Origin of the sequence: Haematospirillum sp. H1815, from assembly GCF_012102705.1 — a bacterium.
GTDB lineage: Bacteria > Pseudomonadota > Alphaproteobacteria > Rhodospirillales > Rhodospirillaceae > Haematospirillum.
This window is the reverse complement of sequence record NZ_JAAVTA010000001.1, coordinates 204,842-224,175: the sequence shown is the minus strand read 5'-3', so window position 1 is coordinate 224,175 and position 19,334 is coordinate 204,842. Positions and strand designations below refer to the sequence as shown.

General features: G+C 53.6%; 22 protein-coding genes and 2 tRNA genes. 7 read left to right on the top strand and 17 right to left on the bottom strand.

Going from position 1 to position 19,334, the window contains the following annotated elements; translation table 11 throughout:
* Positions 1 to 17 precede the first annotated feature (17 nt).
* Positions 18 to 1,586, top strand: coding sequence for a DEAD/DEAH box helicase (locus tag HEQ60_RS01065; protein ID WP_168068622.1), 1,569 nt, complete (start codon positions 18 to 20; stop codon positions 1,584 to 1,586).
* Between the two features lie 52 nt (positions 1,587 to 1,638).
* On the opposite strand, the gene HEQ60_RS01060 is transcribed toward HEQ60_RS01065, so the two are convergent.
* On the bottom strand, positions 1,639 to 1,983 hold the full coding sequence (locus tag HEQ60_RS01060) for a hypothetical protein (RefSeq protein WP_168068620.1): 345 nt from the start codon (positions 1,981 to 1,983) through the stop codon (positions 1,639 to 1,641).
* A gap of 51 nt (positions 1,984 to 2,034) precedes the next feature.
* Here HEQ60_RS01060 and HEQ60_RS01055 point away from each other — a divergent pair, with 51 nt between their 5' ends.
* The 3 genes from HEQ60_RS01055 (at position 2,035) to HEQ60_RS01045 (ending at position 4,708) form a co-directional block, all read left to right on the top strand.
* A complete protein-coding gene (locus HEQ60_RS01055; protein ID WP_168068617.1) occupies positions 2,035 to 3,087 on the top strand; it encodes an RluA family pseudouridine synthase in 1,053 nt (350 codons plus the stop codon).
* 330 nt (positions 3,088 to 3,417) lie between these two features.
* A complete protein-coding gene (gene parA, locus HEQ60_RS01050; RefSeq protein ID WP_168068615.1) occupies positions 3,418 to 4,068 on the top strand; it encodes a ParA family partition ATPase in 651 nt (216 codons plus the stop codon).
* A gap of 19 nt (positions 4,069 to 4,087) precedes the next feature.
* On the top strand, positions 4,088 to 4,708 hold the full coding sequence (locus tag HEQ60_RS01045; RefSeq protein WP_168068611.1) for an NUDIX domain-containing protein: 621 nt from the start codon (positions 4,088 to 4,090) through the stop codon (positions 4,706 to 4,708).
* Between the two features lie 202 nt (positions 4,709 to 4,910).
* Here HEQ60_RS01045 and HEQ60_RS01040 read toward each other — a convergent pair whose 3' ends face one another.
* From HEQ60_RS01040 to HEQ60_RS01000, 9 genes are all read right to left on the bottom strand, one after another.
* Complete coding sequence (locus HEQ60_RS01040) at positions 4,911 to 5,198, bottom strand: hypothetical protein (protein WP_168068608.1); 288 nt, start codon at positions 5,196 to 5,198, stop codon at positions 4,911 to 4,913.
* A gap of 419 nt (positions 5,199 to 5,617) precedes the next feature.
* A complete protein-coding gene (locus tag HEQ60_RS01035) occupies positions 5,618 to 5,911 on the bottom strand; it encodes a hypothetical protein (RefSeq protein ID WP_168068605.1) in 294 nt (97 codons plus the stop codon).
* A gap of 272 nt (positions 5,912 to 6,183) precedes the next feature.
* Positions 6,184 to 6,260: transfer RNA gene (locus tag HEQ60_RS01030), tRNA-Arg, on the bottom strand.
* Between the two features lie 4 nt (positions 6,261 to 6,264).
* Positions 6,265 to 6,564: an ETC complex I subunit gene (locus HEQ60_RS01025; RefSeq protein ID WP_168068601.1), complete on the bottom strand. Its 300-nt coding sequence runs from the start codon at positions 6,562 to 6,564 to the stop codon at positions 6,265 to 6,267.
* 57 nt (positions 6,565 to 6,621) lie between these two features.
* Positions 6,622 to 6,698, bottom strand: a tRNA-Pro gene (locus HEQ60_RS01020).
* Between the two features lie 211 nt (positions 6,699 to 6,909).
* The gene (locus tag HEQ60_RS01015) at positions 6,910 to 7,443 is read right to left on the bottom strand and encodes a DUF192 domain-containing protein (protein ID WP_245183679.1); all 534 of its coding nucleotides are present in this window, start codon (positions 7,441 to 7,443) and stop codon (positions 6,910 to 6,912) included.
* 76 nt (positions 7,444 to 7,519) lie between these two features.
* Positions 7,520 to 8,104, bottom strand: a complete 585-nt coding sequence (locus tag HEQ60_RS01010; RefSeq protein ID WP_168068597.1) for a Panacea domain-containing protein — start codon at positions 8,102 to 8,104, stop codon at positions 7,520 to 7,522.
* Positions 8,105 to 8,271: 167 nt separating this feature from the next.
* A complete protein-coding gene (locus tag HEQ60_RS01005) occupies positions 8,272 to 8,649 on the bottom strand; it encodes a hypothetical protein (protein ID WP_168068593.1) in 378 nt (125 codons plus the stop codon).
* Between the two features lie 103 nt (positions 8,650 to 8,752).
* A complete protein-coding gene (locus HEQ60_RS01000; RefSeq protein ID WP_168068591.1) occupies positions 8,753 to 9,178 on the bottom strand; it encodes a hypothetical protein in 426 nt (141 codons plus the stop codon).
* Positions 9,179 to 9,613: 435 nt separating this feature from the next.
* Between HEQ60_RS01000 and dusA the strand changes: the two genes are divergently transcribed.
* The gene (gene dusA / locus HEQ60_RS00995; RefSeq protein WP_168068590.1) at positions 9,614 to 10,630 is read left to right on the top strand and encodes a tRNA dihydrouridine(20/20a) synthase DusA; all 1,017 of its coding nucleotides are present in this window, start codon (positions 9,614 to 9,616) and stop codon (positions 10,628 to 10,630) included.
* A gap of 13 nt (positions 10,631 to 10,643) precedes the next feature.
* On the opposite strand, the gene HEQ60_RS00990 is transcribed toward dusA, so the two are convergent.
* The 4 genes from HEQ60_RS00990 to def all read right to left on the bottom strand — a co-directional run bounded on the left by HEQ60_RS00990 (position 10,644) and on the right by def (position 13,397).
* The gene (locus HEQ60_RS00990; RefSeq protein WP_168068589.1) at positions 10,644 to 11,555 is read right to left on the bottom strand and encodes a LysR family transcriptional regulator; all 912 of its coding nucleotides are present in this window, start codon (positions 11,553 to 11,555) and stop codon (positions 10,644 to 10,646) included.
* Between the two features lie 230 nt (positions 11,556 to 11,785).
* A complete protein-coding gene (locus HEQ60_RS00985; protein WP_168018777.1) occupies positions 11,786 to 12,085 on the bottom strand; it encodes an SCP2 sterol-binding domain-containing protein in 300 nt (99 codons plus the stop codon).
* A gap of 31 nt (positions 12,086 to 12,116) precedes the next feature.
* Positions 12,117 to 12,839, bottom strand: a complete 723-nt coding sequence (locus tag HEQ60_RS00980; RefSeq protein WP_168068588.1) for a COQ9 family protein — start codon at positions 12,837 to 12,839, stop codon at positions 12,117 to 12,119.
* A gap of 33 nt (positions 12,840 to 12,872) precedes the next feature.
* Entirely contained in the window at positions 12,873 to 13,397 is a 525-nt protein-coding gene (gene def, locus HEQ60_RS00975) for a peptide deformylase (RefSeq protein ID WP_168068587.1), read from the bottom strand.
* Positions 13,398 to 13,620: 223 nt separating this feature from the next.
* On the opposite strand from def, the gene rpsU reads away from it, so the two are divergent.
* Both rpsU and HEQ60_RS00965 read left to right on the top strand, forming a co-directional pair.
* A complete protein-coding gene (rpsU, locus tag HEQ60_RS00970; RefSeq protein ID WP_066135377.1) occupies positions 13,621 to 13,824 on the top strand; it encodes a 30S ribosomal protein S21 in 204 nt (67 codons plus the stop codon).
* A gap of 263 nt (positions 13,825 to 14,087) precedes the next feature.
* Positions 14,088 to 14,495, top strand: a complete 408-nt coding sequence (locus tag HEQ60_RS00965; protein ID WP_168068586.1) for a c-type cytochrome — start codon at positions 14,088 to 14,090, stop codon at positions 14,493 to 14,495.
* Positions 14,496 to 14,560: 65 nt separating this feature from the next.
* Here the strand turns inward: HEQ60_RS00965 and HEQ60_RS00960 are convergent, their stop codons facing one another.
* The 3 genes from HEQ60_RS00960 to gloA all read right to left on the bottom strand — a co-directional run bounded on the left by HEQ60_RS00960 (position 14,561) and on the right by gloA (position 19,296).
* Positions 14,561 to 17,656 (bottom strand): efflux RND transporter permease subunit, encoded by a 3,096-nt coding sequence (locus HEQ60_RS00960; RefSeq protein WP_168068585.1) that lies wholly within the window; start codon positions 17,654 to 17,656, stop codon positions 14,561 to 14,563.
* A 12-nt stretch (positions 17,657 to 17,668) separates the two neighbouring features.
* Complete coding sequence (locus HEQ60_RS00955; protein WP_168068584.1) at positions 17,669 to 18,799, bottom strand: efflux RND transporter periplasmic adaptor subunit; 1,131 nt, start codon at positions 18,797 to 18,799, stop codon at positions 17,669 to 17,671.
* 128 nt (positions 18,800 to 18,927) lie between these two features.
* A complete protein-coding gene (gene gloA / locus HEQ60_RS00950; protein ID WP_209315363.1) occupies positions 18,928 to 19,296 on the bottom strand; it encodes a lactoylglutathione lyase in 369 nt (122 codons plus the stop codon).
* Positions 19,297 to 19,334: the final 38 nt, after the last annotated feature.

Below are 19,334 nucleotides of genomic sequence, written 5' to 3'. Positions count from 1 at the left end.
AAAGAATTCCGTCGACCATGACCCCATTTTCTGATCTTGGCCTTGACCCGCGACTGCTGAAAGCGCTGGAAGAAGAAGGCTACTCCATACCAACTCCCATTCAGGGGAAAGCCATTCCTCCTGCCCTGGAGGGACGTGATGTTCTCGGCCTCGCGCAAACGGGAACCGGAAAAACCGCTGCCTTTACCCTGCCTATCCTGCATCGCCTGGGTTGCAGCCCCATGCGCCCTGCCCCGCGAACAGCCCGGGCACTGATCTTGACCCCAACGCGCGAATTGGCTGTGCAGATCGGGGACTCCCTAGCAGCCTATTCCCGCTTCATGCGCCTGAAACGGGCCGTGGTGTTTGGCGGCGTTGGCATGGGCCCCCAGGTACGATTCATGAACAATGGCGTTGATGTTCTTGTGGCAACTCCCGGCCGCCTTCTTGACCATGTCAATCAGGGGACAATTCGCCTGAACGGAACAGAAATTGTTGTTCTGGACGAAGCAGACCGCATGCTTGACATGGGCTTTATCCATGACGTCAAGCGCCTGTTCCGGGGACTGCCGCCCAATCGCCAAACACTGCTGTTCTCGGCCACAATGCCACGGGCTGTCGAGGAACTGACCACGGATTACCTGCGCGAGAGCGTGCGTGTTGAAGTGGCGCCACAGTCCACGACAGCAGAAAGAATAGAACAGCGTGTCCTGTTCGTGCACCGCGGCGACAAACGCGATCTTCTTACAGACCTCCTCAACAGCGATGAAGTCAGCCGGGCCATTGTCTTTACGCGGACCAAGCACGGCGCCAACCGGGTTGTCGAGCATCTGAGCGAACAGGGCATCAGGGCCGATGCCCTGCATGGGGACAAATCCCAAGGTGCACGCCAAAAAGCGCTGAACGGCTTCCGCAAGGGTATTGTTCGTGCGCTGGTCGCAACCGATATTGCAGCCCGCGGGATCGATGTTGATGGAATCACCCACGTCATCAACTATGAACTGCCGAACGAACCGGAAAGCTATGTACACCGGATCGGACGCACAGCCCGTGCAGGCGCAGGCGGCATTGCTCTCTCCTTCTGTGACAACGAGGAAATTGCTTATCTGCGGTCTATCGAAAAAGCTATCCGGATGCAGGTTCCGATGGAACTGGAACATGCATTCCACAATACAGACATAGCCAGCCTTTATGCCAGCGGACGCTACGTTGCCCCTCCCAAGCGCGGGGGTGGCGGTGGCCGTCCGGGCGGCGGCGGGCGCCATCCTGGAAAACCGGGCGGTGAGCGTACACGCCCCGGACGTGATCGCAATGACCGTAATGCCTCCTTCTCTGGTCGCACACGGGATGACGGGCAGTATTTCTCGTCACGCCGAAACGAGACTACGCAAGGAGAAGGCGGCAGAAGACCGCCGCGTGAAGGGCAGCAGGCACAGGACGGACACCGCGCCGGCAAATCATTCCGGCAGAGTGAAGGACGCAGCTTCCATGCAGATGATCGCTCTGGCGGTGAACGGCGCGGCCCTGACCGCGAGTTCGGCCAGAAGCGCGGGTTTGGTGGGCGCAGCAACATGGAACGCCGCTTCCAGAACCGTAAGCCTGCCTGATCATTGAATACAGAGGAGAAGCCCGGTAATCCCGGACTTCTCCTCTTTCATCTTATTCAGGCGCAGTTGTATGGTCTGCACGCAGAACAATTTTTCCCAATCGCCGCCCTGAAGACATATCTATGACGTGCAGGCGATCAGCTCCGCCGCCACCGACACGAACGAGCAGGACGGAACCATCAAGAGTGGCCTGCATAAGAACCGCATCTGGCCCTTCATTCAGACTGACTGTTCCAAAACCGGGCCCGGAAGCCACAGGGATTTGTAGCAGCTCGCCAGCTTTTTCAGCGTGCTGTTCCTGCTTCCCAACCCCGGTAAGCAGCCCGTAGGCCAGCAGCGCAACGCCCAACAGGATGAACAGGCCCATTGCCAGGACCAAGACTTTCAATGCCCTCATAATACTGCTATCTCCAATCATAATTTATGCAAACCCATTGCAGAGCCCAACGTGACCCAACCACCACGCCATCCCAATTCCCCTGAACCCTCTTCGTATGAAGATGAAGATACGTGCAGCGAAGATCTTGAATCAGGCCCGACAACACTTCTTGTATCGCTGGAAGACGCGGGGGAACGACTGGACCGCTGGCTGGCTGCATCACATCTGGACCTGTCGCGCTCACGGATTAAATCACTGATTCTGAAAGGGCAGATCCAAGTAAACGGCCAGACCATAACGGACCCATCCCTGCGGGTCAAACATGATCAGTCCGTGACCGTGGCAGTGCCAGAGACTGCACCTGCCATTCCCGTTCCACAGGACATTCCCCTGGCCATAGCATTTGAGGATGACCATCTGGTTGTAATCAACAAAGCCGCAGGAATGGTTGTGCACCCTGGCGCTGGCGTACCAGACGGTACGCTGGTTAACGCTCTTCTGCACCATTGCGGGGAAAGCCTGTCCGGAATCGGTGGTATACGCCGCCCTGGTATTGTACACCGCTTGGACAAGGACACATCCGGCCTCATCGTTGTCGCGAAACATGACCAAGCCCATCATCATCTGGCCAAGCAGTTCTCTTCACGAACCATCGAGCGTACATACCGCGCTATTGTATGGGGCGTCCCAACACCAGCATCAGGTGACATTACTGGCAATATCGGGCGCAGCGGGCACAACCGGCAGAAGATGGCTATCGTCCGACAGGGGGGAAAACCAGCCCTGACACACTATCGGACCCTGACCCGTCTGTGCAATGAACGGGCAGCTTTGGTGGAGTGTCGTTTGGCTACAGGGCGAACGCACCAGATCAGAGTTCATATGAATGCGGTTGGCCACCCCCTGATTGGTGATCCTGTCTACGGTTCACCGCGCTCTATAGGAAAAGATGACGAAAATGCCCGGGCAGCCGTTACCAACTTTCGTCGACAAGCCCTGCATGCCAGAACCTTAGGCTTCGAACACCCGACGACCGGGGTCTTCATGCGCTTCGAAGTCGTACTTCCAGAGGATATGCAGGCATTACTGCTGGCCTTGGGAGGTGATGCAAACTTCTTTTGAAGTTACCCACTGCATCTGGGGTCACGATTCAGAAGAACCAGACCGGCAGAACATACGTAACGGCCTTGCAACAAATTTGTAAAATTCTATCACAAAAATACATCAATATATACTGTATGTATAATATGCTATACAGTTTATAACAAACAAAGAATGAAATTGTTACGCCTTCATGCAATTTCCCTTCTTTTTCATTCTTGACCTGTCATATCCACAATTATTCTTGTCGTTGTGGTGCATTATCCTCATGCTACAATGACTGCGTGCGCACTCGGTAAACGAACAGCGCCACGCAGCGCCGTTTTCCCACGGTGTTACAGGGAGCCCAAGATGACCGGCAAGATAATCACCGTCGCACAACAGAAGGGTGGATCCGGGAAAACCACCCTGACAGCCCAGCTTGCCGTCGCGTGGCGGCAGAAAGGACGCAAAGTTGCACTGGTGGATATTGATCCTCAGGGGAGCCTTTCAGCGTGGCATAGTGCACGTGAAGCATCAAACGCGGCAGGGGACTTTACTCTGCTTGCCGTACCTGGCTGGCGCCTGGGCAGCGAGCTGGAGGTGCTGTGCCAGACACACGATATTGTCCTGATAGATAGCCCTCCCCATGCGGAATCCGAGGTACGGATCGTAATCCGGAACGCATCTCTGGTTATTCTGCCCGTACAACCCAGCCCCATGGATCTATGGGCCATTGAGCCTACCATTGACATTGCAGCCCGCGAGAAAACCCCGGTTCTCCTGGTCCTGAACCGCGTCCCGCCAAAAGGCCAGCTGTCTGATAAAATAGCAGAAATCCTGAACCGCCTTCCGGTCGTTGTATCGAAGAACCGCTTGGGCAACCGCGTTGCCTTTGCCTCGTCCATGATGGAAGGCAAGGGCGTGATGGAAACAGCCCGACGCAGTCTTGCCGCCCGTGAAATATCGGCTCTGGCCCGGGAAATTCTATCTCACCTGTCCGCTTCGTCCAAAAAAGTATAGCTGAAATAATGGAGTACCAATGTCAGAGTCGTATCCGTCAAAAGTTGAAATACTGGAGAAAGAGCCTCTTCTACGCGCATACAGCAAGGTCAACCGCTACCACTTGCGTCACGAGCTGTTTTCAGGAAAAATAGGGCCTGTTCTGGTCCGCGATATCATTGAACATAAACATGCCATCGCTGTTCTTCTCTACGATCCACAGGCTGACGCGGTTGTACTGATAGAGCAATTCCGGGCTCCTCCCCATATTGCCGGCATCAAAAATCCTTGGCTCCTGGAAGTTGTCGCCGGCGTCATTGAGGAAGGAGAGACGCTGGAAGACGTATGCCTGCGTGAATGTACAGAAGAAACAGGCCTTCAGCCAAAGGGGCTCTTCCATATCCAGACATGGTTCACAACGCCGGGCATTTGCACTGAAACCGTCAGCCTTTGGTGCGGTGCCGTGGATTCAACGAAGGCGGGGGGCACACACGGATTAGCCAATGAAGGCGAAGATATACGGGTCGTTGTGCACCCTGTTGCATCAATACGGAATATGCTGCTTGACAGCACAATCAGCAACGGTACCACACTCATCGCCTTACAGTGGCTGCTACTGAATTACCAAGCTACGCGCGAGAAACTGGCAAGAGCGCAATAGACATAGCCCCGTTATGGGCGCGCACCCAGAAAGACAGGTCGATGGACAAAAACGCACCGGTGCTTGTTACAACATGTGGTAGCGGCATGTGATAGCCATGACTGCATACTTGCTCAGAAACAAGGGCACCGCTGTATAGGCATAATGGGATAACAGCTCGAATAATGCCCTTTCCGTCCCACAGACACTACTCCCTGACAAGTCAGCATACAACCTGACGAGGAAGCGGGATCTCCCGACGCAAGCCAAAAGCACCCGTTGCAACGCACGACCCATCCGGAAAGCGCCACAACGTAGCATCATGCGGGTCCGGCTCCTGACTGGCTGCATCCACGGGAGCAACCATACCGCCAAAGCCAACGGCGATCTCCTCAGCCAAGGCCGCAACAGAGTCCGGCTCCACCAAGCTGCGCCAAGCGCTGCCAAAGCGATTTTCCATGGTCAAGGAAAACAGGTTCCATGCATGACTGGCTGTTGGGGTAGCAGACATACAAACCCTCCCTCATAAACAGTCTCTTGGCTCGTCATAAGCCTACATGGAAGGCGAAAGTACGCCCGGCAACATCTCTATCATGCAGTGCACAATGACGATACAGAGCATTTATAACTGTTCCCTTCCAGACAGATGGAGCCTTCACCCCACAATCTGATAGCTGTGATATTGGCATCATTTTGTGCGGTGCACAACAAGAAATGACAAACAACGAGAATCAATGCCTAACAATGGCTATATCAAGGCATTAACCCACGATTGCTTTGCTTGAAAGGCTTCCAGGGCGATCAGGAATAGGCCGTAGAACTACATGCCGAGAAATAAAAAAGAGACCCGAGAGGCCCCTCTGGATACCAATTCATAAGACATCACTCCCCTCGGCCGCCCGTAATGGGCGGCCGCGCCCTGTAACTGCACTATTTCCCTGTATTACGCAGCTCGGCAAAAACCGGGCTGGCTTCCATCACTTCATCAACCAGCTTCATCGTCTGCAGGTGATTCTGATAGGAATCCCGCAAACGATCCTGCGCCTTGCGAAATTGCTCCACAACATCCCGGAGTGCGCTTTCAGCTTCTCCCAGACGGCTTTTAACGCGCGAGGCATCAGCATGCATACGCTCTACTTGGCTAATAATACCCACATTGGCCTCTTCAATGCTGCGACAAGCCTTCAAAATACGGAACGAGTCATGTGTGACGATCTTGGCCATGGCCTTAACTCCCCGAAAAGAGCAGAAAAGTTCTCCCCCATGGCTTGGCAGCGGGTGGCCGTTCCTCTTCAGCTGGCCCTCTGCTTCCCTCACATTGCACGTCCCCTCCACAGCACACCAGACAGGCAAAAGGCCCGCAGAACATAAGAACTATGCGGGTTCAGCCCGGTCCTGGTACGAAGGAACCGGCAAACATGCCCCAGGATTGATTAAATGACGATGAATATAAAAAATAGACACCCCCCATGCTCTGGAGCGGTGTCTATCTGTCTTGGCGCGCCCTGGAGGATTCGAACCTCCGACCGGCCGCTTAGAAGGCGGCTGCTCTATCCAGCTGAGCTAAGGACGCCCAGTCAGCCAACCTTGCCAAAAGCAAAGTTATCCGCATAGGACTTTGGCTTTATATTCCGTTCCCTTGGCTCATCCACCCGCACAACAAAGCCATTCTTGCGGGCGTAGGCAATGGCAGAGTCGCGATCGTCGAATCGCAGGCGAATCTGCTTTCTTGTATCGGACGATCCACTCCACCCCATAAGGGCATCGTGGACAACGGGAGCCTCTGACTCAAACTCAAGAATCCAGCCCCGGCTGTTACCGTAACCGGACTGCATTGCATTCTTTGCTGGTTTGTAGATTCGGGCGTTTATCGGCATAACAACCTCACAAACACTGAAACCATGAACCAAGATTCCGCACCATACGGGCCTTGTTGGTCGGGGCGAGAGGATTCGAACCCCCGGCATCTTGCTCCCAAAGCAAGCACTCTACCAGACTGAGCTACGCCCCGACCTGCCAAGGCAGGCCGGGAAACTAAGGCGAATCGCCCAACAGTGCAAGAACTATCTCAACACTTTGGGCCGACAACCAACGGAAAAAAAGAAAACGACCCGACAGCCCCCAAAGGGCAACTTTCCGGCCTGGTCCTCCGTCATTCCGCTGCACCAGTCTGCAAAACCAAAGGGTACACCCGTTCTAGGAACAAACAGCGGAAACAGTCCCTAATTTTCCCGTACAGACGCTTCCGGGTGCACAGGGGCAGCTTTGAAGAGATCATGCGAAAGCTTGTCGCCAACACGGATGCCCAACCGAGAACACGTGCCCCCGGCAAGTTCAAGAACAGCAAAAACAGGCACCGAAGGGCCACGGGGAACAAGGGAGCCCGGCCTGGCCATATCCTCAATCCAGAGGATATGGCCTCCCCGATCAGTAAAAACCATATCCAGGGGAACGAGTGTATTTTTCATCCACATACGAACAACGCGCCCCGGCGAGAAATCAAACAGCATCCCCCGTGAAGGGGCAAGTTCACGACGAAACATCAAACCGATGGCTTGGCGTTCTGGGGTGTCAGCAATCTGTACGTCAAACCGGTGCCTTTGATCACCGCTTGAAACATACAAGGGAACATAGGGCATCTCTGCATCTCCCCCTGAATGAACAACACCTCCTGAAACACCCGTGGCATGGCATGTGTCAACAATCAAGATGCTGACAAAAAAGAATAAGACCAGACCAGAACAGCGCAAAATCATCCGCTTTGCAGCGCCCCCTGATCCAGACCGGAAACACAAATTCAACAACCAGGACCTCCTACCGAAGTAACGGCAATCATTGCCCTTGGTCCAGACGCTTCTTGGGGACCCAAGAGGTTACACTAACCGGCTTTCCTTTGTGGGAACGCAAAACCTTGGGCCGCACAACCTGATCCAGGGCAGGCGCCTCTCCCCTTTCGTCATGACTGGTTGATGATACGCTGCGCCCATAATAAACGACCATGGACTCAAGTGAGATCTCACACCGCTTGCCCATGGCAACAGCGTCCTGAAAGGGTGGCTGCGCCATAATCATTCTGGCCAGATAATCGGCACCATGGGCCCCGAAGCGCCGCCATATACTGTTCAGGAAGTGCTGAATATCATCCGGTAATGGGTGGGGAGCTAGGGAAGGACGACCTCCCTCAAAAATACGCCAGCTTGTTGGCTCGACAGGCCCCAGAACCGTTGCCAAGAAAAGGCAAGGAATCAGCCTCTGCCCACGGGAGAGCACGCCGTAATAGGCCTGGGACAGGTACAGGAGACGCTGCATCTTCTGGGGCTGGAGATACTCCCCGTCCTCCAGGGCCCGATCCAGGAACCAAAAGGCCACATCAAAAACACTGTCACATGCGGGGGGTTTCTGAGACAAAGAAGACATAAGACCCCATTTGACCACTCAGCATCTACAACACGGAACAACCCGGGAACGTTACATCCGCTCCACACACGGCATCATGAGTGTTACATCCACAAACAACGCATTCGGTACTCGTGCCGCAACAAGAATAATATCACAGTGCAATACGGTAGCTGATAGGACGAACATCACGCAACCGTATCGAGAAGGGTACGGTCCTGTTCCCTCTCAGAATCCAACAACGACGCACTTGCCTTATAGGCCGTTTCGGCAGTCTTCAGAGAAAGAATGCTGGAGGCCAAGTCAACATTGGGAGCCGCCTGCGCAACCCCGCCAGCACCAGGGGTCGCAACAAAAGCCGGTGTCACCGGGCGCACACCAGCAACAACACCAGATCCGGGCTGACTGGTAAAAACAGCTTCTTGGGCAACATAACCATCGTAGCTTTTCCCGGGCTCGGGCATTGCCGCGCCACTGCGGATATTGACAATATTGGTTGCCTCAACAGCAGCCTTGATACTGGCCGCTTTCATCCCCGATGCCGCGATACTGCTGATGTCCGACATAGGCCAACCCCCAAAGACAACGCCAAGCCAGTACACTGACGTACCACATCATATGCATGACAACGAGAATTGCGGTATGGGGAAAAGGGACCAGTCTTCGGCACTAGAAAAGGCGGCTGTAATTGGCTCCAACCTGCCGCTGAACGCCACCTGATGACAGAACCTTCACAACTGCATCGTAGAAAAAGGCCCCATCTTTGGTCGAAACCTTCTGCATCTGTACATCATTACGGGAACGCCAGGAAACAAGGAAACCCGATACCGCAGACGTCGTCAGAACACCGCCGAAATGAACACCGGACCAGCGCCCGGACCCATCGGACTCCTGCTGTGCAGGCTGATGTCCCTGCAGGTCATCCCACGTATCGGCAAAATGAAGGGACTCATCCTCTGGACCAACACCCCGACCTTGCTGCAGACTGGCAACTTGGCTGAAGCTTTGCGCCGAAGACACAGGGTAGCCACCGGCAAGCCTCGACGAAGACGAGACCGGGAGAGCTTGTTGCCCTTGTCCAACTTTGGCGACCATACCAGAGAGATCCTTACGTTCTGCACGAAATGCCCCCGCCCCACCGGGAGGAAGCAAATCAAAAGCCAAAAAACATGCGGAAGAAGCAGCCGAAGCACAGGGGAATCGGCACGCCCTGTACACGCTATGTTCTAGTATCATTATACATCAAACAAATAATCTGTCAAATTCTCTATCAAGACGCGTTACTTAAATACCGTTATTCGCGACTGACCGTCAGAATGGGACATTAAAGAACAGAGGCAAAGAGTGACCAAAGGTAGATCATGGCAAAAAGGGCCGCCAATCCAATAAAGTCTGCCGCATAGTGCTGAAATCGCATCTCTTACACCTTGTTCTCTTTTTGTTCTCATAAATCTGCACATAACAGACCTGCCCGTCAAGCCCTGGCAAGCATGGTTGTCGTAACGTCATTTTTCTGCTTTAAACCGGAATATGAGCACACAGCATACATGGCCTGATCTCAGGCTGTCTGTCGCACCGATGATGGACTGGACGGATCGTCACGACCGGGTCTTCTTGCGCGGGATTACGAAGTACACACGCCTTTACACGGAAATGGTCGTGACAGGGGCCATTTTGCATGGGGACAAACACAGGTTCTTGGACTTTGATCCGCAGGAACACCCATTGGCCCTTCAGCTTGGCGGCTCTGACCCCGCTGATCTGGCTCGGTGTACAAAAGTTGCCGATCAATGGGGGTATGACGAGATCAACCTGAATGTCGGCTGCCCCTCGGATCGGGTTTCATCCGGGCGCTTCGGGGCTTGCCTGATGGCAACCCCCCTGCTGGTTCGGGATTGCCTGAATGCCATGCAAGAGGAAACGGACAAGCCCGTTACGGTCAAGCACCGTATAGGGATTGACCAGACAGACAGCTATGACGAACTGTGCCGCTTCATTGAAACGGTTGCCAGCGGAACATGCCGTACGTTTATCATTCATGCCAGAAAAGCGTGGTTGAATGGCCTTTCGCCGAAACAAAATCGGGAAATCCCTCCTCTGCGACATGATGTCGTACATCGTATCAAGAAAGAGTTTCCTGAACTCCAGATTGTGCTGAACGGTGGGCTGGGGTCTATCGATGAATGCCGCCCCCATCTGGGCCTTGTGGATGGCTGTATGATAGGCCGTGCCGCCTACCAAACGCCATGGATTCTGTCAGAGGCAGATTCGCTTTTGACTGGCGACACAGCCTTACAAAGACCTGATCGCATACAGGTGTTAGAACAGTTCACCGCTCACATCAAAAAACACTTGGCGCGCGGCGTTCCGCTCCACCACATGACCCGGCATGTTCTGGGGCTCTTTCATGGTATGTACGGTGCGCGCACATGGCGCCGCTATCTGAGCGAAAATACATCAAGCCGTGAGGCAGGGCTGGATGTCTGGGAACGTTCCATAGAAATTATACGAACATCAACGGAAAAGGTTGTGTCAGAAGCCATCTGACACAATAAATCTTTCAGTGCACAAGACGTGGGTTTGCGGATCGAAAGGCTCCCGCTTCTGCCAGCAACCAGTTCCGGAATGCCATAACCCCCGGGGCAGATGCCGTATCCGGGTTTGAAAGCAAGCACCACGGGCGGCCACTGCTGACAGAGACATCGAACGGACGCACCAGCGTACCCGTTCGCAGCTCAGAGGCTACAAAGGCACCCCTGGCCAAAGCCACACCAAGGCCATGCAGGGCTGCGTCCATCACAAGCGCACCGTGGTCCATGTATTGCTCCCTTGCCCCGCAAAAACCATGCATCCCAACGGCACGCAACCAAGAACTCCAACCCGCCGCATCAAGCTCACGGGCAGAGCTGTCATGCAGGATCGTCTGCATCGACAGGTTGGCCGGGGCCTTCAAGGACATACGCAGAACCGGAGCACAGACGGGAAAAAGTTGATCCTCAAACAAGCGGCCAACACCCTGTCCATCCGGATCTGCCAAGAACACAGCAAGATCAGCATTGGTACTTTCGCTAGGTTCCCCCTTCATATCGGGCTGAACCTGAACAGGGATGTCTGGATGACAGGAGAAAAACCCCTCCAGCCGCGGCGCAAGCCATTTGGCGGCAAACGGTGACGCAACAGAAACAGTTACAGGGCTGTCAGGTCGTGGGCGCGCATCATTGACAGCCATCGTAAGGCGATCAAATGCATCGGTCAGCCCCGGCAAAAGCCGGCGTCCAACCGGCGTCAATTCAACAGCCCTGTGATGACGCTGGAACAGCGATGCTCCGAAATGATCCTCAAGACTACGGATCTGATGACTGACCGCGGCAGGTGTAACAGCAAGCTCCTCGGCGGCACCGACAAAGCTGGAATGACGAGCAGCCGCTTCAAAGGCCCGCAACGCATTCAACGATGGCAGGTCCCGCTTCACCGCGCCCCTCCCGAGATAGATTTTCTATCTCTTTCAGCAGACAGACTGCCAATGCCAGCCTGATAATTCACGGTTTTTTCCTGTCCAGCCCCAAGACCAACGGTAGCAAAAATAACAGGAACCCGGCAAATCGGGAACATGGACAACCGCCACAATTCCACAGGGACAACTAAAGCCACTGATATTCCAGAGCTTCTTGACACAGGCCACATGGAACAGCCGCAGGATTTTTACTTCAGAAGAGAGGTCAGCTTCATAGCCAGCCCCTTGGATCCCTCTACCTTGATCTTGCCCATGGCAAACGCGACCATAGGATCCATGTTTCCATCCATGAGTTTCAACAGGTTATCTGATGAAATCCGTATGGATGTATCAGCTGGACCATCCTCCCTGCTGACAACAGCAGGCGAAGATGTCGCGTCAATACGCAAGACCCCCTCATCCTTCAGCTCAAATTTGACAACCGCCCCCAGCGTACCGATTGTCCCAAGCAGGGAACCAACACGCTCTTCAACATCATCAATGGACATGCCCGTTCCCCGTACAAAAAGAACCCACCCGCTACATACGGCGCGAACCACGCCTTGCAGCTTGATATCCAAATGAAGACAAGATGCCAGGAAGATCAGGCATCATCGCCGCACAACGCTTCTGCAAAGATGACCTCGCCTTTATGGCACGCCCCATACCATCAAGACTGCGGTGGAGAAAATCCCACGTTTTCTCACATCCGTCACTTGGATCATCAAGCCAATACAGAAGTGTGGCCGTATAAATACCCGATATGGAAGCACGCTTGGTATACCAGTTGAAATCATGGGAGGAATCGCCTACAGCACGCCAGATAGAATCTGCCGTACGTGCTGTTGCAGCCACTGCACGCGGCACATTGGAAGGCAAGGCATAAAGCAGCAAGCCCCTGCGCACAGCCTCCCGGAAATTGCTCCATCGCTCAAGACGCATGCGGACAGCACGATGAAGTTTGTCCTGAACCCGGGACTTCTCCTCATCAGGTACCCCCTGCATGTCCTCAATCATCAAACGGTCCGCCAGGGACGCAAAATGATCAACGGCATCAATAACGCCACGCGGAAATAAATACCCCGGCGCATCAGGCGGCAAACCGCAATCGCGCGCCGCCCGCTCCAAGGCAAGATCACTCCATCCATCAAACGGAACATGGGCCAAGGCTGCAAGAACAAGCCTGTCCTGCCGGGATCGTCTCTCACCCCCAGCACTTTCTTCCTGCGGGTTTGCCCCGGCTTTACCAGCATACCCTGCCATCACAACCCCTCGATCAAGACCACTGATGCGCTATTATTCCTCAGGCACAGACACTTTCCTGAGCTCTTCCACAAAGCCAAAGGTTGCCATGTTTTTCATCCTCATGGGATAAAGAATCCCATCCAGATGGTCAATTTCATGCTGAACAACCCTGGCATGAAAACCTTCCGCCAGTTCATCCAATCTGTTGCCGGAAAGATCAAATCCCCGGTACCGGACGCTCTTCCAACGAGGCACTGTTCCAGCAAGTCCGGGAAGTGACAAGCAAGCTTCCACACCCTCGACACGTTCGCTGCCGACCGGTTCAAGCTCGGGGTTGATCAACACGGTCAATGGAACCCCTGCGCTACCCGAACGCTTTTCCGGGACATGAAATACAATGATTCTCAAGGGAATATGAACCTGGGGAGCTGCCAGCCCTACACCACCGGCATCCTCCATGGTCTCAATCATGGATTCAACAATCCGCGCGACCTCTTCGCTCTTTGGGTCTTCAACGGCACGCGCCGCTGTCTGCAAGACAGGGTGACCCATGCGGGCTATTTTCAGTATTGGCATGCCCTACCCTTTGAACGTCCCGGCTTTTTACCAAACACATACACCATATCATGATGCGCAATGGGGTACCGCAGGATTCTGCTCTATTATTTTGTTTTCCCGCGCACAATAGCATGCTAGAACACGGCACAGGAACACCTTGCCGCATGCAAGTATTCCTGTTTCTTTTGCCCTGCCCTACAGGGTGAAACACACGATTTCCTGCGGAAGGAGGTGACGTCAAGTGCAGGTTCTGGTTCGTGACAACAACGTCGATCAGGCTCTCAAGGCTCTGAAGAAAAAGATGCAGCGCGAAGGAGTTTTCCGTGAAATGAAGCTCCGGCGCAGTTTTGAGAAGCGTTCCGAGAGGAAGGCCCGCGAGAAGGCTGAGGCAATCCGCCGTACGCGGAAGCTGGAGCGCAAGCGCCTCGAGCGCGACGGCTTCTAAGCCCAAGGTCGATCCGTTTGTCCCAAACGGCCTCCTTGAGTACCTAAAACCCCGCCCGGACACTGTCCTGGCGGGGTTTTCCATACCTGAAAAGCAAGATGTAAACCCCTCTCGACCCTATATATGGAAGAAACAAGGTGGGGTAGATTTATAAGCGCCTTGCAGCTACAATGCGCTCATCCTGCGCGAATGGTTTACACGCGGAGAGAGAGTGTAGGCTTATCTGTGCTGCGGGATACATCAGGGGTGCTAAGGAGAGCGCAATGATATTCCGAGTATCCGTAACCAGCCTTGTAGCTGGTCTTCTTTTTGTGTCTGGGTCAGTCATGGCCCAAGATCTCGCCGCTGGTGAGAAAATCGCCAAAAGCCGCTGCGCAGCCTGCCACAGCTTTGACAAGGGCGGCGCACACAAGGTTGGTCCCAACCTGTTTGGAATAACAACCCGGGGGCCGGCCAAAGCTACGGGCTATGCCTATTCAACAGGCCTGACCGATGCGGCAACAAAAGGTTTTGCGTGGGACAAGGCCGAGCTCGACACCTACCTCACGGATCCTTCCAAATTCCTGGAACAAAAAACCGGGGATGCCAAGGTTCGCTCTAAGATGACCTTCAAACTGCCCAAAGCCGATGAACGGGCTGCTGTGATCTTGTACTTGGAAAGCCTCAAGTGAGATTATTTCATATAAAATACCCCAAGCCCCCCATCTCGGGGGGCTTTTTTATTAACCCGAACAGATTACGAATCATTGCCGGGAATAGCTGGCTCAAGGCCCGCTGAACGATCTCTCTCGAAAGCGTGCTTATGCTTTTCACGGTGATTATCACCCAAGAAGCTATAGACGACAGGAAGAACAAAAAGCGTAAAGAGAGTCCCGATCAAGAGACCAGAAACAATCACAACGCCAATAGAATGGCGACTTCCTGCCCCGGCACCGGAAGCCAGTGTCAGAGGAAAAGCGCCTGCAACCATGGCCGCTGTTGTCATCAAAATGGGGCGCAACCGTAAAGATGCAGCATGCGCAACAGCCTCCGTACGGCCTTTCCCCCCATAGATCTGCTCTTCACGAGCGACTTCGCAAATAAGAATACCGTGCTTTGTAATGAGGCCGATCAGCGTAATCAGACCAACCTGGGTGTAAATATTCAGTGATACCAGTCCAATAGCCAAAGGCGCCATAGCCCCGACCATGGCCAGCGGAACCGTCACCATGATAACCAGAGGGTCCCTGAAGCTTTCATATTGGGCAGCAAGAACAAGATAAATAATGACAAGTGCAAACGCGAACGTCAGCATAAGGGCGCTACCCTCGGTCACAAACTGGCGTGTCGGGCCCGCATAGTCAAAGGTATAACCGGCAGGTAACAGGCGCTGGGCTGTATCACGAAGAAAGTGGACAACATCACCCATCGCCACACCGGGCATGGGCACGGCCTGGAAAGTGGCAGAATTCAACTGATTGAACTGCCTGAGTACATTGGGCTCTGTCACAATTTCTGTGCGCACAAGGCTGGATAACGGGATCAGCTGATCAGATTCACCGCGCACATACACTGTTCCGATCGCAGCAGGATCCAAGCGGAACTGTCGCTCTGACTTGGGAATAACTTTATAGGCCTTGCCCTCTATATCGATGCGGTTGACATGATTCCCACCATAAACACCGCCCAAGGCCATGCCGATATCCTGCATGGATACGCCATAGAGCCCCGCCCGATCACGATCCACAGTTACCTTGACTTCGGGTCTATCGTACTGAAGGTCAAATTTATGGAAAATGAAATAACCACTTTTCCGGGCTGCATCGCCGAATTCCTGCAACACACCCATCAGGGAGTCATAGTCTGCTGTTGTTGATATGACAAACTGCACCGGCATTCCCCCAAACCCGGGCAAGGGTGGCAAGGAAAATGCAGACCCTCTCAAGCCAACGACCTGCTTCAGATTCCGGCCAACCTCGTCAACAACCTGCTTCTCCGAACGCTGACGCTCACCCCAAGGCTTCAGTATAACGCCGGCAAAACCATCAGACACAGCCTCCGCACCAACAATGAAGAAATAGGTATCTTTCTCGCGAACAGAATCAAAAATTCCACCAACCTGCTCCGCATAGATATCCATATACTCCGGGTTGGCATCCGTAGGGCCTGTCAGCTCGACCAAGGCAATACCCTGATCCTCAGGCGGGGCAAGCTCCGAACTTGCCAGCTTAAACAAAAAGGGAAGGCTGAGAAGAACAACCGTCGCCACAATCAAGACATAACGCCAATGACGGATAGACTCCGACAGCAAGTGCTCATAACGCTCTGAAAGACGGGAAAACCAGGCATCAATCAGCTGAGCAATCCGGCTGCCATCATGGGCCCTCAGCAAATGAGCGCACATCATTGGCGACAATGTCAGTGCAATAACACCGGATACCAGGACAGATCCTGCCAATGTCAACGCGAACTCCTTGAACAGGGCACCCGTCAACCCCCCCAGAAATGCCATTGGCGCGTAAACCGCTGCCAGCGTAATCGTCATGGAAATAACGGGCACCGCAATCTCACGAGCACCGACAATGGCAGCATGAAAGGGCGACTTGCCCTCTTCTATGTGCCGATGCACATTCTCCACCACAACAATGGCGTCATCCACAACCAGCCCAATAGCCAGAACAAATGCCAGAAGGGTCATCAGGTTGATGGAAAAGCCCATTGCCAGCATCAGCGTACAAACGCCGATCAAAGACAGGGGAATGGTTACAATCGGTATGACAACTGATCGTGGAGATCCCATAAACACAAAGATAACGCAGATAACAATGATCACAGCCTCAATCAGGGTTTTCAGAACCTCTCGAATGGACTCCTGTATAAAAATTGTTGAATCATAATTCACATCAAGGTGAATAGAGGCTGGAAGATTCTCCCGTATACGCGGCAAGGCCGCACGGACATCCCGGACAACGGTCAAAGGATTGGCGTCCGGTGTGGCATCAATTGATACAAACAGCGCTTTTTGACCATTGGAGAGAACCGTCACGTCTGACTGTTCCGGGCCAATCGTGACCTTAGCAAGGTCTGCCAGACGCACAACGCCGTTCTCTGTTGTTTTGATAACCAGGTTCTCGACAGCATTCACGTCGCTGACGCTGGTTTCGGCGCGGATAGTCATGGAATCGGTATATCCACGCAGGGAACCGGCTGCGACCTGCAGATTATTGCGCTTCAAAACATCGTAAATTTGCTCGGCCGTCAGTTGGTTCAACGCCATCAGCTGAGGATTCAACCAAATCCGGACCGATATCTTCTGGGCACCCAGCAAGGTAACCGATGCAACGCCGGGAATAATAGACAGCTGCGGCCTTACAACCCTGCTGACATAATCGGTAATCTGGGCCCGATTCAAAACCGTGCTGGAAAACGCCATATACAGGCTGGACACACCGGAGCCTGCCTTCTTCCTGACAACGGGCTCCTCCGCTTCAGAGGGAAGCTCGGAACGTGCGGCCGAGACCTGGGCCATTGCTTCGGTCATCGCTGCATTCGGGTCATGGTTGAGGCGGATATACGCTGTTACAAGGCTGGAACCGGCAGAGCTGCTGGATGTGATGTAATCAACACCATCAACGCGGGCCAAGGCAGCCTGAATGGGATCACCAATGAAACCCTGCATCAGACGTGCATCTGCACCCGGGTATGCTGTTGTGACTTCAATAACCGTGTTGGACAGCTCCGGATATTGCCTTACCTGCATACTGTCCAAGGAACGAATGCCAAGAAGAAGAATGATGAAACTGACGACGATTGATAAAACAGGCCTGCGAAGAAAAATATCGGTAAACCGCATGGTGGCCTCCAATCAATCCAAGCCCAGAACGGGCGGAGAGGACAGGCGGCCATCATCAACAATCTTGATCCGCGCCCCACGAGAAAGTTTAAATCCACCGACGGCAACAACACGGTCGCCGGCCTTGATCCCTTCCAGAATACGGACCCGGCCGTCACGACGCTCCCCTATACGCACAACGGTTGGAACAGAGCGAAGAACCCCGCTTCCATCATCTCCAACTTTATAGACTGTTTCTCCGTACAGAGAGTACGTCACGGCTGTAACCGGCAGCGTAACCACTGCCTCGCTCTGACCACGGGATATTTCAATTCTTGCAAACATGCCCGGGCGTAGCTTCCGGTCAACATTGGCAAAGCTTGCCTGTATGCGAACCAAACCACTTCCATCAACAGATGGCTCCATGGCACTGAGTGTTCCCTCAAACACCTGACCTGGATAAGCAACAACCGATGCATGCACAGCCTGACCAATCTTCAACAAGGGCAGAACATCTTGTTCCACACCTGCATTCAGACGCATTGCTGAAAGATTTTGAAGATTTACCAGGGCATCACCGGGCTGGACATACTGCCCAAGATCTGGACGCACAAGCCCGAGATCCCCATCAAAGGGGGCACGTATAACCTTGCGCTCAATTGTGGCCCGCAGGGACTCAGCATCCGCCGTAACGGAATTGAGATTGGCCTCCGCCTCATCAAGATTGGCTTGAGAGGCCGCATCCACTTTGCGCAGACTACGCAAACGCTGAACAGTGAGCCGCTGTAGCGTGACCTTGGCTTCTGCCGATCGCAGATTCGCTCTCTCAACGTCTGCATCCAGCTCAACCAAGGTATCATCGGCCTTGACAGACGCCCCTGAAGAAACCCTGATAACCTTCACAAGCCCGCCAACCGCACTGGAAACCAGAACACCCTGCTCTGCCTCCAAGGTACCAATGGCCGGAATGGTTTGCTCCCAATGATCTTCGGTTGCAACGGTTACAGCCACGGCATGCTCTGGTTCCGGTAGGTTTGCCAGAAATCTGGCAATCGCAACCTCCCGAAAAAGGCCAAACCCTATAACCAACGCCAAGACCAAACCTACCCCAATCGTGATCAAGACAGGCTTGCGCGCAACCGATTCCAGCTTAAACAAATTCATCCCCAAGTCATTGTAAGAGAGAAGGATCTGAGACCCTGCTCAAATTGTAGCATCCAAACATATAAAGAATGATAAATTACGCTGCTCCTTTCTTGGGTAGACACAGAACAGCATAGACACGGTTGATGCTACGCCTTCTGAATCAACTCTATTTTATACCCATCAGGATCTTCAATGAATACGATCAACGTCTTGCCGTGCTTCATGGGGCCTGGTTCACGCGTGATACGCACACCCTCGGCCCTCAGGGATTCACAAGTTGCATAAATATCGTGCACACCCAAGGCAAGGTGGCCAAACCCCATCCCAATCTCATACGGGGCAGTCTGATCCCAATTGTGAGTTAACTCCAGGACCGTATGGTCATCTTCTTCGCCATAGCCCACAAACACCAGCGTAAAGCGCCCTTCAGGATAATCACGACGACGCAACACCTGCATACCAAGGTGGCGAGTATAAAAATCAACTGACGCTTCCAGATTCAGGACACGGATCATGATATGCAGAAATTGGAACGTCACACTCTGTCTCCCCT